Genomic DNA, 13,443 nt, shown 5'->3' on the forward strand with positions numbered 1-13,443 from the left:
GCGCATTGAGTGCCAGAGAGGGGTCCATGGAAGACGTACCAAGACGAAAGAAAAGCCTGGGAAGGGCGCTCCTTGCTGCACTGATTGCCATCATTATCGTCATCGGCGGCCGCTGGTACGCTTATGTCGCCTATGCTGACGATCCGTTCGATGAAGTCGGCATCGGTCTCAACTCCATGATGCCCGGACCCATTCGCGACAAGGGTTGTGCGATGCTGAAAGCACGCTTCGAGCACAAGACGCTGCCGCCGGCGGGCTGCGGCGTCAATGGCAACTGGTAGCGGTCGTTTTCCAGATCGTAAGCTGGCAAAAAGAAAAAAGCCGGCTGAGCCGGCTTGAGCGGAGCATGGCAACGACGGGGAATCCTCGCCGGCTCCAGAAAAGAACTTCATGTTGCAATGATGATGCACGCAATATGAATGCGAAGGCAATAAATCGGCCAATACAACAGGCGCTGACGGTGTCGCCAAGAGGCGTTGGGCGGAGTTGCGACAAACGTTGCTCACCTAAGGAGCTATATGCCCGACGAAGGTCACGATTTGATGACAGCTTATTCCGCTTAGACGAACGCTGTGTTTCACTACCGTGGGGTGGTAAAAGCCCAAGACCGGCTATATAGCGGGCAAACGCCGCGAAATTCATCACAAAAGCCGGACTTTGCCTGACTATGGCTGCGATCATTTCCATACGCAATCTTACGAAAACCTATGCCAACGGATTCCAGGCGCTGAAGGGCATTGATCTCGATATCGAGCGGGGCGAAATCCTGGCGCTGCTGGGGCCGAATGGCGCGGGCAAGACGACGCTGATTTCCATCGTCTGCGGGATTGCCAATCCAAGCGGTGGGTCTGTGACCGTGGGCGGTTATGACGTCGTGCGCGATTTCCGCGCCACGCGCAGCCTCATCGGTCTCGTGCCGCAGGAGTTGACCACCGATCAGTTCGAAACCGTCTGGAATACGGTAAGTTTCTCGCGCGGGCTTCACGGCAAGAAGCCGAACCCCGAATATATCGAGAGGATCTTGCGCGATCTCTCGCTCTGGGAGAAGAAAGACAACATGCTTCGCCAGCTTTCCGGCGGCATGAAGCGGCGCGTGCTCATCGCCAAGGCGCTGTCGCATGAGCCGGAGATCCTCTTCCTCGACGAGCCGACGGCCGGTGTTGACGTGACGTTGCGCAAGGACATGTGGCATGTGGTCGAGCGCCTGCGCGCATCCGGCGTGACCATCATTTTGACGACGCATTACATCGAAGAGGCCGAGGAGGCTGCCGATCGCGTCGGCGTCATCAATGGCGGCGAGCTGCTGCTTGTGGAGGAGAAGAAGGCACTGATGGCCAAGCTGGGCCGCAAGCAGCTCATTCTCGATCTGAACGAGCCGCTCCACGCCGTACCGCAGTCCCTCGACGGCAACGGGCTTTCGCTAGGGCCGAACGGCCTGACGCTCATTTATGATTTCGATGCACAGCACGAGCAGTCGAGCATCGCGGCTCTGCTGTCGAAACTCGCTGCCGAGGGAATTCACTTCAAGGATCTTTCGACGCGCCAGAGTTCGCTCGAGGATATTTTCGTATCGCTGGTGGAGACAGGCAAATGAACTTCGAAGCGATCAAGTCTATCTATTCGTTCGAAATGGCCCGCACGCGCCGCACTCTGCTGCAGAGCGTCGTCTCACCAGTCATTTCCACATCGCTCTATTTCATCGTCTTCGGTGCCGCGATCGGTTCGCGCATCAATCTGGTCGAGGGCGTTTCCTATGGGGCGTTCATCACGCCCGGCCTGATCATGCTGACCTTGCTTGGGCAGTGCATTAGCAACGGCTCCTTCGGCATCTACTTCCCCAAGTTCACCGGTACCATTTACGAGGTACTGTCGGCGCCTGTCGCCATGACCGAGATCGTGCTCGGTTATGTGGGCGCGGCGGCGACCAAGGGGATGCTGATTGGCCTGATCATTCTCGCCACGGCAAGTTTCTTCGTCGAAATCAGGATTGAGCATCCGTTCATGATGATCCTGTTCTTCGTGCTGACGGCAGTCACCTTCAGCCTATTCGGCTTCATGATCGGCATCTGGGCCGGAAACTTCGAGCAGCTGAACCTCATCCCGATGCTGGTCGTGCCGCCGCTGACCTTCCTCGGCGGCAGCTTCTATTCGATCAACATGCTGCCGCCCTTCTGGCAGGCGGTCAGCCATCTCAATCCGGTCCTATATCTGGTCAGTGGTTTCCGCTGGAGCTTCTACGGCATCGCAGATGTCAATCCTGGCTTGAGCCTTGCCATGATCACGCTTTTCCTCGTCGTCTGTCTGATCATCCTGGGATGGATTTTCCGGACAGGATATCGTTTGAGAAATTGATGGCGATGCTAGCCTGGCGGGCTTAAGAAGGCCTGTGGCTTTTGCAGCCGCAACAAAATGGTCCAGGAAAGCATCCAATGTCGCAGGCTCATCTCAATCCCTCGCTGCCCCAAGCACTCTCCCGGCTCGACCAGCTGACCAACTGGGAGCGCAAGCCGCGCGGGGAGATGCGGGTCGGTCTTGAGCCGATGCTCGACCTCATGCAGCGCCTGGGCAATCCGCATCGCAGCTTTCGCGCCATCCACGTTGCCGGCACCAAGGGCAAGGGATCGGTTTCAGCGCTCCTCGAAGCGGGATTACTGCGGGCCGGCTGGCGCGTCGGTCGCTACGCATCGCCGCATGTCGACCGGGTGAACGAGCGTGTCAGTATTCTTGGCCAGGAAGTCGAGGATGATGCGCTGGCGGCGGCGATCATGCAGGTTCTGGACAGCTATGAGAGCGCGAAGCAGGCCACGACGGCCGGTGAAGACGCGACCTGGTTCGATGTGATTACGGCCGCTGCATTCCTTGTGTTCAAAGAGGTCGGCTTGGACTGGGCCGTCATCGAGGTCGGGCTAGGCGGCAGACTGGATTCAACGAATGTGGTCTTCGGCGAAGTCGCGATCGTGACTAATATCGGCCTTGAGCATACCGAAATTCTTGGGGTCACGCGCGAGGCGATCGCGGGTGAGAAGGTCGGCATATTGAAGTCCGGCGCCACGCTTGCCACCACGCTTGCTATCGACGATGCCGCGGGAAAGGTCTTGCAGCAGCGTGCCGATGAGCTTGGCTGCCAGGTCCTGCGAACCGATCTTCCCGAAGATGCGACGATTGCTGAGACGAATATCTCGCTGGCCGGCCTTGTGTTCGATCATCTGGGACGACAAGGCGAGAGCGTGCAGACAGCGAGCAAAAAAGGGCAGCCGGTCGGCGCGTGGCTGCTCGAACCGGCCGTTATCGACAAGGCGCGGCTGCCGGGACGGATGGAGCGCTTCGACCTTGCCCTACCACCCACGCTTCGAAGCGGGCGACAGAGCTTGCCCGTCATCATGGATGGCGCGCATGTGCCATTCAATATCGAAGCAGTCCTGCGCGATATCACGCGCTCGTCCAGCGTCAGCGGCGATTGCATCGCGGTTGTCGCACTTGCATCCGACAAGGATGCTCCCGCCTTCTTGAACGTGCTCTCGCGATATGTGGCCCATGCGGTCTTTACAGAAGCGTCCGGATCGGGCCGCGCCCATGCGGCGAGCGAGCTGGAGGCATTGGCGATCTCGATGGGTATGGCCTGCGAAGCCGAGCCCAACCCGCAGAAAGCGCTTCATCATGCCGTCGCGAAAGCTGCGGAGGTGGGCGGCTGGATCCTGGTGACGGGCTCGCTCTATCTTGTCGGCGCTCTGCGCGGCACTGTCCAGGGGAGTGTAGGGTGACGATGGAAATTACGATCAGGCCTGCTCTTGCCAGCGATGTCGCCGAGATGGCGAGGCTGCATCGCGCGATCTGGTGCGACACCTATCGCGACCTGGTGTCTGCTGAGATTTATCAGGCTCTCGACGAGGATTTCCGCCGTGTGCGGTGGGCGGATATACTCGCAAATCCCCGTCGGGATCAGCGCGTGCTTTTGGCCGAGCAGGGCGGGCGACTTGTCGGTATCGGTGCGATCAACGCGCCGTCCGATGCCATATTCGAGGGGCGAGGCGAGATTAAGTCGCTCTATATCGATGCTTCCATCAAACGCCAGGGACTTGGCCGTCGTCTGATGCGAGAATTGGTGCGGGAACTTTTATCCATGGGCTATTCGGGTGCGGCGCTAGGTGTGGTCGTCGGCAATGAATCGGCGATTGCCTTTTATCGTGCGCTCGGAGGGCAATTGATCGGTCGGTACACGGATCCGGGTCCGGTCTGGCGTTCCGACAATTTCATTTTTGCATGGGACGACTTGTCCGTTCTGATCTAATTGTCCCATGCAAGCCGATGAACGGGGATTTCATCCGGCTGCGATCCGCTTGCGTGGGGCGATGGTCATGGCCATGACGCCAGCCACGACACAGACAAGACCTATGGCTGCGGTCGGAGACAGAGGTTCGCCAAGGAAGACGACGCCGATGGTGACGCCGATCGGGACGCGGAGATAGGCTTGTGCCGTCGTGCCGACCGAGCCGAGGGTCTGGATAAGCCGGAAATAGATGCTGAAGGCAAGCGCGGTGGAGACGACCGACAGGCCGAGCAGTGCCAGGATTGAGGCTGTCGACGGCGCAATCTGCCAGGGATGTTCGACAATCAGGCTTGCCGGGATCAGGAGAGCGGCACCGCAAAGCAACGAGCCGGCTGCCGGCATCATCGGGTCCAGCCCCTTGAAGTTTCGGCCGAAAAGCGCGGCGCAGGCATAGCAGATCGATGCCGCGACGACGGCGAGCTGCGGCAGCAGCTGGCGGCCCATTCCATGCAGCGCATCGAGGCCGATGATCAGGCAGATACCGGCCATGCCAGCAATCACGCCGAAAAGCTTGCGGCCGGTCAACGGTTCGCTGCGCAACACGAAGGCGGCAATCAGAAAGGCGAAAATCGGCGTCGTGGAATTCAATATGGTCGCAAGGCCGGCATCGACAGTCTGTTCCGCCCAGGCGATCAGCGTGAAAGGGATGGCGCTGTTGAGGCAGGATTGAATGAGGAAGCGCTTCCAGGTGGCGGCGTCGCGCGGCAGATTCAGACCACGCCAGCGAATGATCGCAAGCAGAACAAGGCCGGCGATCAAGGTGCGGGCGGCGATCAGCGTGATCGGCGGGATGGTTGCTACGCCGATGCGGATGAAGGTGTAGGAGGCACCCCAGCAGGTGGCGAGGGCGAGGAGGAGAAGCAGTTCGGTCGTCAGGTTAGGTCTTGCCGGCGTCATCGTATTCACTCTTATAGGGTTTGGACATGCCGTCTTTTAGAGCGAAGAGACCGGCGAATGCTTCGCTCCCAACCGAACTATCGCGTTCGGTTCATCAATCACGCAGCCGAAGCTCGTCGGTTTGCATCTGCATCGACCCCAGGGTTTCGAGAAAGCTCATCCCGAGCAGGCTCTGATCGAGCTTGCCCGCTTCGGCCACGCTCGCCTCGACATCCCTGCGCTTGATCGGGCCGATTGCCACAGAGCCGAGTTCCACGGGAGCCGCCCTGGCGCGGCCGTTGGCGGTCAACACTGTCTGCGAATAGGTGAGGTTTTCCGGGATGATGCCGACGCGCTCGGCGTCCTCCTGCGATAAGGCGATGGTGCTGGCGCCGGTGTCGATCAGCATGTCGATCGGCTGGCCATTGATCATGACCCGTGCTTCGAAATGCCCGTTCGAGCGCTTGTGAAGGATGACTTCCTGACCGCCTTCGCTCGTCGTGACGACAACGGCGTGGCCGGGCATAAGGCCGGCGAAGACGCGATTGCCGACCTGTTGGGCATCGTAGCGATAGATATAGGCGGTCGCGAGCGCCATGATGATGACGAACCAGATCAGCAGATTGCGGATCGACTGGCTGACCGTATGCCGGCTCGCCCACACCGCGGCGCTCATCATCAGAGCGATCGGCAGGAGATAGACGACACGGGCGAAGTCGTCGTTGCGCATGCCGAAGGTGGAGCCGGTGTTATTGTTGAAGATGAGCAGTGCGAGGCCGATGCCGAGAATGGCGAGAACGATGTTCAGGCGGTTCATACGGCGCTGCGCTCCCGTGCCATCCTTTGGCGGCGAGTCTCCCGGCGCGGCTTGCGCTCGACCTTGGTCAGACGCTCCGGAAGCACTTCCATGATCTGACGGCGCTCGTCGTCGCTATAGCTCATCCACGCGCCGATTTCGGCCGATGTGCGGCCGCAGCCGAAGCAATAGCCGGTATTCTGGTCGATGGAACAGACGAGGATGCAAGGTGTCAGCATGGGATCATATATCGATGCTTCAAATGCACATGGCAAGGGTACAGAGGGAAGCGATCTCGCAAATCTGCTGCGTCGCGCCGATCGTATCGCCCGTATGGCCGGTCACTTTCTGACGGACATATCTTGTGGCAAGAAATGTCGCGACGCTCGTCGTGAGAAGGCAGCCAACCAACGCCGGAACGCCCATGGCGGGACCGACGAGCAGTATCGCGAGGCCCAATGTCGCAATCAGCGCCAGCTGCATGGCATCGCCATCCGGCTTGCCTGCCGATGCCGCGATCCCATCCGGTTTCGCGGATGGCAGGGCGTACCAATGCCAGACCATGGCACCGCGGCTCAAGGTGGCCGCGGCGAGAATTGCGACAGCGGCGTCCTCAGGCGGCAGATGCCGGGCGATAGCGGCAAGTGCCGCCGCCCGCAATCCGAACGACAATATCAACGCTGCCGCCCCAAACGTGCCGATGCGGCTATCCTTCATGATTTCGAGCGCGCGCTCGCGGTCCTTGCCGCCGCCCAATCCGTCCGCCGTGTCGCTGAGCCCGTCTTCATGGAGGGCGCCGGTCAGGATCGTCTGCACGGCAAGCGCCAGCAATGCGGCCATCAACGGATCGGCGCTGAGGGCGAGTAGCACGCTGAACGTCAGCGCCGAGGGCAGGGCAATCAGCAAGCCAGCAACGGGAAAAGCGCGTGAAACGCGCGAGAGCTTGCCGTCATGGCCTTCGAAGAAGGACGACGGCACGGGAAGGCGGCTCAAGAAAGCGACGGCGCGCGCGATGTCACGCATATATTCCCGCATTTCTTCCTCTCCCCGCCATACGCGCGACAGCATCGGGCGCTTTTGGAGTTGTTCGCACCGATTCCCAGGACTAATAGAGTCGCACGCAAAGAACCCGATTTGAGACCAAAAGACAAGGAACGCATTCATGAGCGTCAGCGGCCTCCCATTCGACGATTTCCGCGCATTGCTGCGCGACCTTCCAGGCCCGGATGCCCGGGCGCTCGTGGCCGCGCGCGAACGTGATGCGCAGCTCACCAAGCCGCCGGGCGCGCTTGGAAGACTGGAGGAAATCGCTTTCTGGCTGGCCGCCTGGACCGGTCGTGCGCCGGCCGTGACCCGGCCGCTGGTGGCGATCTTTGCCGGCAATCACGGCGTCACCAAGCAGGGAATTACGCCGTTTCCGCCTTCCGTAACCCAGCAGATGGTGGAAAACTTCGCAGCCGGCGGAGCCGCGATCAACCAGATTTGCGTTGCCTACGATCTCGGCCTCAAGGTCTTCGACCTCGCCCTCGATTTTCCGACAGGCGATATCACCGAAGAACCGGCATTGAGCGAGCGCGACTGTGCCGCGACCATGGCCTTTGGCATGGAGGCGATTGCCGGCGGTACCGACCTGCTCTGCATCGGCGAAATGGGCATCGGCAACACCACGATCGCCGCGGCCATTCATTACGCGCTCTATGGCGGCAAGGCCGAAGACTGGGTTGGCCCAGGCACCGGCTCGGAAGGTGAGATGCTGAAGCGCAAGATCGCTGCCGTCGAGAAGGCGATGGCGCTGCATCGCGATCATCTCAACGATCCGCTGGAAATCCTGCGCCGCCTCGGCGGCCGCGAGATCGCGGCGATGGCCGGCGCCATTCTCGCCGCACGCATGGAGCGGATCCCTGTTATCATTGACGGTTATGTCGCGACGGCTGCCGCTTCCATTCTCAAGGCCGCCAATCCCTCTGCGCTCGACCATTGCCTGATCGGGCACGTCTCGGCCGAGCCAGGTCATCTTCGCTCCATCGAGAAGCTCGGAAAGACACCGCTTCTGGCGCTCGGCATGCGGCTTGGCGAAGGTACGGGGGCTGCACTGGCGGCCGGCATCGTCAAGGCTGCAGCCGCCTGCCATTCGGGCATGGCGACCTTCGAAAGCGCCGGGGTTGCGAACAAGCACTGAAAACTTGGCGGCGGCGAGACGTTGAAATAAGCGTTTCGCCGCTCAATTTCCTGTAGATGATCGGTTTCTCGTCATAAATCTGCAATGAATTTTGAAGGCGGCGAGCGGCGTCGCCTTGCTTCGCCCACGGTGAGGCGGTATTCGCAAGGCATCCAGATTGCAACCGGGACACTACGGGCGGAGCGCGAATGGCTGAGTTTTCAAAATCTGCGGTCAACAAGGAGACCGGAATTCGGCATTTTTTCGCCGCTGCAGGCTACTCCTGGGGCGGATTTCAGCGGCTGTTGCAGGAATCGGCCTTTCGCCAGGAGCTGCTTTTTGCCGGGGTGGGACTGATCCTGTTGATTGCGGTCGGCGCGACCATCGGCGAGATTGTCATCGCCATGGTGTTGTTCCTCGCCGTCTTCGCAGTTGAGGCCATGAATACGGCGGTGGAAGAGGTGATCGACCGGATCTCGCCGGAGATTTCCAATGTCGGCAAACATGCCAAGGACCTCGGCTCGTTTGCCGTTCTCTGCATGCTGGTCGCGTCCGGCATCTACCTTCTTTATGTCATCGGCAGCCATCTGCTGTTTCGCTAAAGCAATTCCAGGAAAAGTGCGTAGCGGTCTTCCGTCCGGAATCGCAAGACAACAAAGAGATAGCACGGTTCAGAGATGCCGTGAAAAGCTGGCGCGTCTAGCGGACCCGAGCCGCGTTTAAGCGAAGCTCTTCTTGCGTCGTTCGGCGAGCGGCGCATCCTCGACCGCCGGCAGGCTTTGCAGCACGCGCTTGGGCGGCAATATGGCAATGACCTCCGTGCCTTCCCGCAGCTTTGATTTCAGCATGAACTGACCGTCATGCTTGGCGAGAATGGCCTGTACGATCGGCAGGCCGAGGCCCGTACCCTGTTCGGCGCTCTTGATGGCGATGGAGCCCTGGCCGAAGGCGGACAGGACGATCGGGATCTCCTCTTCGGGAATGCCCGGGCCGTTGTCCTTGATCGCGACATATTCGCCGCCGCCGGCCGTCCAGCCAACCTTGACGCTGATCTCGCCGCCTTGCGGCGTGAATTTCACCGCATTCGACAGGAGATTAAGGATCACCTGGCGCATCGATTTCTCATCGGCCCAGACCGAGGGCAGCTGCGCTTCGAATTGCGATGAGATCGAAATGTTTTTGGCGCGGGCGCGCAACTGCACCATGCCGATGCAATCCTCAGCAATATCGAGGAGGGAAATCGCTTCCTCGTTCAGCTCGTATTTGCCGGCCTCGATGCGCGAGAGATCGAGGATTTCGTTGATCAGGTTGAGCAGGTGCTGGCCGGATCGATGAATATCACTGGTGTATTCGCGATAGGTCGGATTGTTGAGCGGCCCCATGACCTCCGCCGACATGACCTCGGAAAAGCCGAGGATCGCATTCAGCGGCGTTCTAAGCTCATGCGACATGGAAGCAAGAAAGCGCGATTTGGCAAGGTTTGCTTCCTCGGCACGCCGGCGCGCTTCATCCGACATCGACTTCGCGACTTCCAGCTCGGCAATCAGATCGTCCTTCTCCGATTGGAAGGAGAGGATCTTCAGGTTCGATTGATACATGCGGTTGGTGATGAAGCTGAAGAATATCACGGCAACCGAAATGGCCGCAGTGAGGGCGATATCGGAGGGTCTTCGCGTGAGGATCGCGGCCACGGCCAGTGCGACGGTCGCCGGTGCGAAGGAAAATGGAACAGCCCGCGGCAACATGAAGCTGGACATGGCCGTGATGCAGATCGCCGCAAGCAGCGTCGTCCCTTTGTAGAAGGCAAAACTGTCGCCACCGCAGGTCGCACAATTTTGCATCGTGAAGAGCGCCCAGCAGAAGCCGACGAGCAATTGCCCCAGCAAGAGCAGCTGTCGCCACTTTCTGGCGCTTTCGGCCGACATTTCCTGCTTCTTGGCGCGCCGTCCGATCAGCATGTTGATAGCATGGGCCGTCAGGATCGGAATGGTCCAGAAGAGAATGCCGGCATCATGTGTGAGGTAGACGCCGAGGACGGCGACCACGATAACGAAGATCGGCACGACGGCAGCACTCTGCCGTAAGGTGTCGATGTGCATCATCATCAGTTCGCGGTCGAAATTGCGGCTATGGCCGCTTTGCAGGCGTTCGCGCGTTTGCCGCACGGCCTTCGACACAGCCCGGTTACGGTGACTGCGCGATCGGTCGACAATGTTTTTATCTGTCGATGTGCTGACGCCGGTGCTCATGGTTACATTGAAACTTGGCCTGCCTGAGGCTACACACTAGCCTTCAAATCTTAAGAAGATGCTGCGCCGAAATGATTTGTTTGCCATCTTCGCCAAGGATTTGTTCTTAAAGGAGGCAACAACGTGATGCGGTCGCGCCGCCTGTTTCGTGACGGCGTGGTCACTTTCGCGCTGCTTGTCATTCTTGCATTGTTCGCGTTGAAGATGAACAATCGACCGGAAATCGTTCAAAACGGCAAGTTTTATGTCGTCGATGGCGACACGCTTTCCGCCAACGGCGAACGCTTGAGGCTGAAAGGCATCGATGCTCCCGAATATCGGCAGCACTGCCAGCGCAGTGGCGCGGATTGGGCCTGCGGCGAAGAAGCACGCAAGGCGCTTGCCACAATGATTAAGACCGGAGCGCCCGAATGCCGGGGATGGGAGAGGGATCGCTATGGTCGCCTGCTGGTGACATGCGTCACCGGCGATCTCGATATCAACGCCGCGATGGTTCGCAACGGCATGGCGGTTTCCTATGGTGCCTATGCGAGCGAGGAACGGAGCGCACGGCAGGCGAAAGCCGGGCTTTGGGCCAGTGATTTCGAGAGGCCGAGCGACTATCGGCGCGAGGAGCGTATGGCTGGTGACAACGATCCGATTGCCGGATTGTTCGGCTATTTACGCCAGCTTGTCGGATGGAGCAGCCCATGAAGCAGGAGAGCAAATTGCAGATCCTGCGTTCCGCGATTGCGGCCTGTCGTCTCTGTCGGGATACACCGGCGAAAGGCGAGGCGGATCGCCTGCCACATGAGCCACGTCCGGTTGCGACACTATCGTCGACTGCGCGGATACTCATCGCAGGGCAGGCGCCGGGATTGCGCGTTCACGAGAGCGGCCTGCCATTCAACGATGCCTCGGGTGACCGTTTGCGTCAGTGGCTCGCCGTGGATCGCGAGAGTTTCTACAATCCGGACCATTTCGCCATAATGGGCATGGGCTTCTGCTTTCCGGGCTATGACAAGGCGGGAAGCGATCTGCCGCCGCGCAAGGAGTGTGCGCCGTTGTGGCGGCAGCGGGCAATGGATGCGATGCCGCAGATCGAATTGATCCTGACGATCGGTCAATATGCTCAGGCCTGGCATCTTGGGGCAGAGCGCATGGGGTCGATGACCGAGACGGTCGCGCAGTGGCGGCGTTACCTTCTAACCAACCGGTCGCCGTCCGTCCTGCCATTGCCGCATCCAAGTTGGCGCAACAGCGGCTGGCTGAAACGAAACCCCTGGTTCGAGGCCGAGTTGCTTCCCGTTTTGCAACAACGTGTGAAAAGTCTGCTTCCTTGAGAAAAAGTTTCTTTTCTATCGCTAAAAATAAGCTATAGAGAGAATATAATTCGAAGGGATGCTTTAAATGGACCGTCTTGACCGCAAAATCCTGCGCCTGCTGCAGGAGGATTCCACTCTGGCCGTAGCCGATCTTGCCAAGAAGGTCGGTCTCTCGACGACGCCCTGCTGGCGCCGCATCCAGAAGATGGAAGAGGATGGCGTCATTCGCCGTCGCGTGGCCTTGCTCGATCCGGAAAAGGTCAACACGAAGGTCACGGTTTTCGTGTCCATCCGCACCAACAGCCACTCCATCGAATGGCTGAAGCGCTTTTCGGAAGTGATCGCTGATTTCCCGGAAGTGGTGGAATTCTATCGCATGAGCGGCGATGTCGACTATCTTCTGCGCGTCGTCGTTCCGGATATCGCTGCCTATGACGCTTTCTACAAGCGCATGATCGCCAAGATCGAAATCCGAGACGTCTCCTCGGCTTTCGCGATGGAGCAGATCAAGTACTCGACGGAACTGCCGCTCGATTACATGCTGCTGGAAAATGCCAAGTCCAACGAGGACTGACATGAACTGAGCGCCGTTTTGAAGAGGCGCTCAGAAGAAGCCGCTGATTTCGCTGCGGCCCTTTACTTCTTGTCCAGGCGCGCGAGCAGCGAGGAGGTATCCCAGCGATTGCCTCCCATCGCCTGGACGTCGCCGTAGAACTGATCGACGAGGGCCGTGAGCGGCAGCTTGGCTTTGTTGCGGCGGGCTTCCTCGAGCACGATGCTGAGATCCTTGCGCATCCAGTCCACTGCGAAGCCGAAATCATATTTGCCTGAAATCATGGTCTTGTGTCGGTTCTCCATCTGCCAGGAGCCGGCTGCACCCTTGGAAATGACCTCAACGACCTTCTCGATATCGAGGCCGGCCTGCTTGCCGAAGTGAATGCCTTCTGCCAGACCCTGAACGATGCCTGCGATGCAGATCTGGTTAATCATCTTGGTCAGTTGTCCCGCGCCGACAGGTCCCATCAGGCCGACCATGCGCGCATAGGCGTCGATGACGGGGCGGGCCTTTTCGAACACGGCTTCATCACCGCCGCACATGACGGTTAGCACGCCGTTTTCCGCGCCTGCCTGTCCGCCGGAAACCGGGGCGTCGATGAAGTCGACGCCTTTTTCCTTTGCGGCGGCGTAGAGTTCGCGGGCGACTTCAGCGCTCGCCGTCGTGTTGTCAATGAGCACCGAGCCCGCCTTCATGGTTGAAAGGACGCCGTTCTCGCCTGTCGTCACCGAGCGCAGGTCGTCGTCATTGCCGACGCAGGTGAAGACGAAATCGGCACCTTCAGCGGCCTGAGCTGGGGTAGGGGCGAACTTGCCGTCATATTGTTTGGCCCATTCCTCGGCCTTGGCGGTGGTGCGGTTATAGACGGTGACGTCATGCCCACCCTTGACCTTCAAATGTCCGGCCATGGGATAGCCCATGACGCCCATGCCGATGAACGAGACCTTTGCCATTTCATAACTCCGTGACCGAATTTGTTTCGAAGGCTTAGCCGAAAGGCCAGAGAGACGAAAGACCGATTTGTCGGGCAACTTGTCGCCATGGCATATGATTTGAAATCTCATTTCCAATTTGTTCATTTATTAGAATGAAATTTCGCTTTCATTGCGAATTTTCATAATTTCCTTTGTCGATATAATCTATGGATTTGCGATCTTAAGCCATCGACAACGAGCCG

16 protein-coding genes are annotated in these 13,443 nt (G+C 59.3%); 10 read left to right on the top strand and 6 right to left on the bottom strand.

Going from position 1 to position 13,443, the window contains the following annotated elements:
- The first annotated feature begins 26 nt into the window (after window positions 1–26).
- From FBZ97_RS05670 to FBZ97_RS05690, 5 genes are all read left to right on the top strand, one after another.
- Window positions 27–281, top strand: a complete 255-nt coding sequence (locus FBZ97_RS05670) for a hypothetical protein (protein WP_069613112.1) — start codon at window positions 27–29, stop codon at window positions 279–281.
- Between the two features lie 386 nt (window positions 282–667).
- Window positions 668–1,594 carry an ABC transporter ATP-binding protein gene (locus tag FBZ97_RS05675; RefSeq protein WP_113354582.1) on the top strand — a complete coding sequence of 309 codons (927 nt, stop codon included), beginning with the start codon at window positions 668–670 and terminating at the stop codon, window positions 1,592–1,594.
- Window positions 1,591–2,352: an ABC transporter permease gene (locus FBZ97_RS05680; protein WP_113390981.1), complete on the top strand. Its 762-nt coding sequence runs from the start codon at window positions 1,591–1,593 to the stop codon at window positions 2,350–2,352. Before FBZ97_RS05675 ends, FBZ97_RS05680 begins: the two co-directional genes overlap by 4 nt.
- Window positions 2,353–2,429: 77 nt before the next feature.
- Window positions 2,430–3,761, top strand: a complete 1,332-nt coding sequence (locus FBZ97_RS05685; RefSeq protein WP_145317099.1) for a Mur ligase family protein — start codon at window positions 2,430–2,432, stop codon at window positions 3,759–3,761.
- Window positions 3,762–3,763: 2 nt separating this feature from the next.
- Complete coding sequence (locus FBZ97_RS05690) at window positions 3,764–4,288, top strand: GNAT family N-acetyltransferase (protein ID WP_145317636.1); 525 nt, start codon at window positions 3,764–3,766, stop codon at window positions 4,286–4,288.
- 30 nt (window positions 4,289–4,318) lie between these two features.
- Here FBZ97_RS05690 and FBZ97_RS05695 read toward each other — a convergent pair whose 3' ends face one another.
- The 4 genes from FBZ97_RS05695 to FBZ97_RS05710 all read right to left on the bottom strand — a co-directional run bounded on the left by FBZ97_RS05695 (window position 4,319) and on the right by FBZ97_RS05710 (window position 7,034).
- Window positions 4,319–5,224, bottom strand: a complete 906-nt coding sequence (locus FBZ97_RS05695; protein ID WP_145317101.1) for an EamA family transporter — start codon at window positions 5,222–5,224, stop codon at window positions 4,319–4,321.
- A gap of 94 nt (window positions 5,225–5,318) precedes the next feature.
- Window positions 5,319–6,020, bottom strand: coding sequence for a TIGR02281 family clan AA aspartic protease (locus FBZ97_RS05700; protein WP_113354586.1), 702 nt, complete (start codon window positions 6,018–6,020; stop codon window positions 5,319–5,321).
- On the bottom strand, window positions 6,017–6,238 hold the full coding sequence (locus FBZ97_RS05705) for a DUF1289 domain-containing protein (RefSeq protein ID WP_113354587.1): 222 nt from the start codon (window positions 6,236–6,238) through the stop codon (window positions 6,017–6,019). The genes FBZ97_RS05700 and FBZ97_RS05705 overlap by 4 nt, the downstream gene beginning before the upstream one ends.
- A gap of 19 nt (window positions 6,239–6,257) precedes the next feature.
- On the bottom strand, window positions 6,258–7,034 hold the full coding sequence (locus FBZ97_RS05710; protein WP_145317103.1) for an adenosylcobinamide-GDP ribazoletransferase: 777 nt from the start codon (window positions 7,032–7,034) through the stop codon (window positions 6,258–6,260).
- A gap of 127 nt (window positions 7,035–7,161) precedes the next feature.
- Between FBZ97_RS05710 and cobT the strand changes: the two genes are divergently transcribed.
- Window positions 7,162–8,178: a nicotinate-nucleotide--dimethylbenzimidazole phosphoribosyltransferase gene (gene cobT, locus FBZ97_RS05715; protein WP_145317105.1), complete on the top strand. Its 1,017-nt coding sequence runs from the start codon at window positions 7,162–7,164 to the stop codon at window positions 8,176–8,178.
- Window positions 8,179–8,366: 188 nt separating this feature from the next.
- Window positions 8,367–8,759, top strand: a complete 393-nt coding sequence (locus FBZ97_RS05720) for a diacylglycerol kinase (protein ID WP_092716218.1) — start codon at window positions 8,367–8,369, stop codon at window positions 8,757–8,759.
- Between the two features lie 117 nt (window positions 8,760–8,876).
- Here the strand turns inward: FBZ97_RS05720 and FBZ97_RS05725 are convergent, their stop codons facing one another.
- Window positions 8,877–10,406 carry a HAMP domain-containing sensor histidine kinase gene (locus FBZ97_RS05725; RefSeq protein ID WP_113354589.1) on the bottom strand — a complete coding sequence of 510 codons (1,530 nt, stop codon included), beginning with the start codon at window positions 10,404–10,406 and terminating at the stop codon, window positions 8,877–8,879.
- Between the two features lie 123 nt (window positions 10,407–10,529).
- On the opposite strand from FBZ97_RS05725, the gene FBZ97_RS05730 reads away from it, so the two are divergent.
- The 3 genes from FBZ97_RS05730 (at window position 10,530) to FBZ97_RS05740 (ending at window position 12,284) form a co-directional block, all read left to right on the top strand.
- A complete protein-coding gene (locus FBZ97_RS05730) occupies window positions 10,530–11,099 on the top strand; it encodes a thermonuclease family protein (RefSeq protein ID WP_145317107.1) in 570 nt (189 codons plus the stop codon).
- Window positions 11,096–11,728 carry a uracil-DNA glycosylase family protein gene (locus FBZ97_RS05735; protein WP_113390974.1) on the top strand — a complete coding sequence of 211 codons (633 nt, stop codon included), beginning with the start codon at window positions 11,096–11,098 and terminating at the stop codon, window positions 11,726–11,728. Before FBZ97_RS05730 ends, FBZ97_RS05735 begins: the two co-directional genes overlap by 4 nt.
- 67 nt (window positions 11,729–11,795) lie before the next feature.
- Window positions 11,796–12,284 (top strand): Lrp/AsnC family transcriptional regulator, encoded by a 489-nt coding sequence (locus tag FBZ97_RS05740; protein ID WP_069613098.1) that lies wholly within the window; start codon window positions 11,796–11,798, stop codon window positions 12,282–12,284.
- Window positions 12,285–12,346: 62 nt separating this feature from the next.
- Here FBZ97_RS05740 and FBZ97_RS05745 read toward each other — a convergent pair whose 3' ends face one another.
- Window positions 12,347–13,345, bottom strand: coding sequence for an NAD(P)-dependent oxidoreductase (locus tag FBZ97_RS05745; RefSeq protein WP_348642352.1), 999 nt, complete (start codon window positions 13,343–13,345; stop codon window positions 12,347–12,349).
- Window positions 13,346–13,443 lie beyond the last annotated feature (98 nt).

Source organism: Rhizobium sp. ERR 942, assembly GCF_007828395.1.
In the GTDB taxonomy this organism is placed as follows: Bacteria; Pseudomonadota; Alphaproteobacteria; order Rhizobiales; family Rhizobiaceae; genus Rhizobium; species Rhizobium dioscoreae.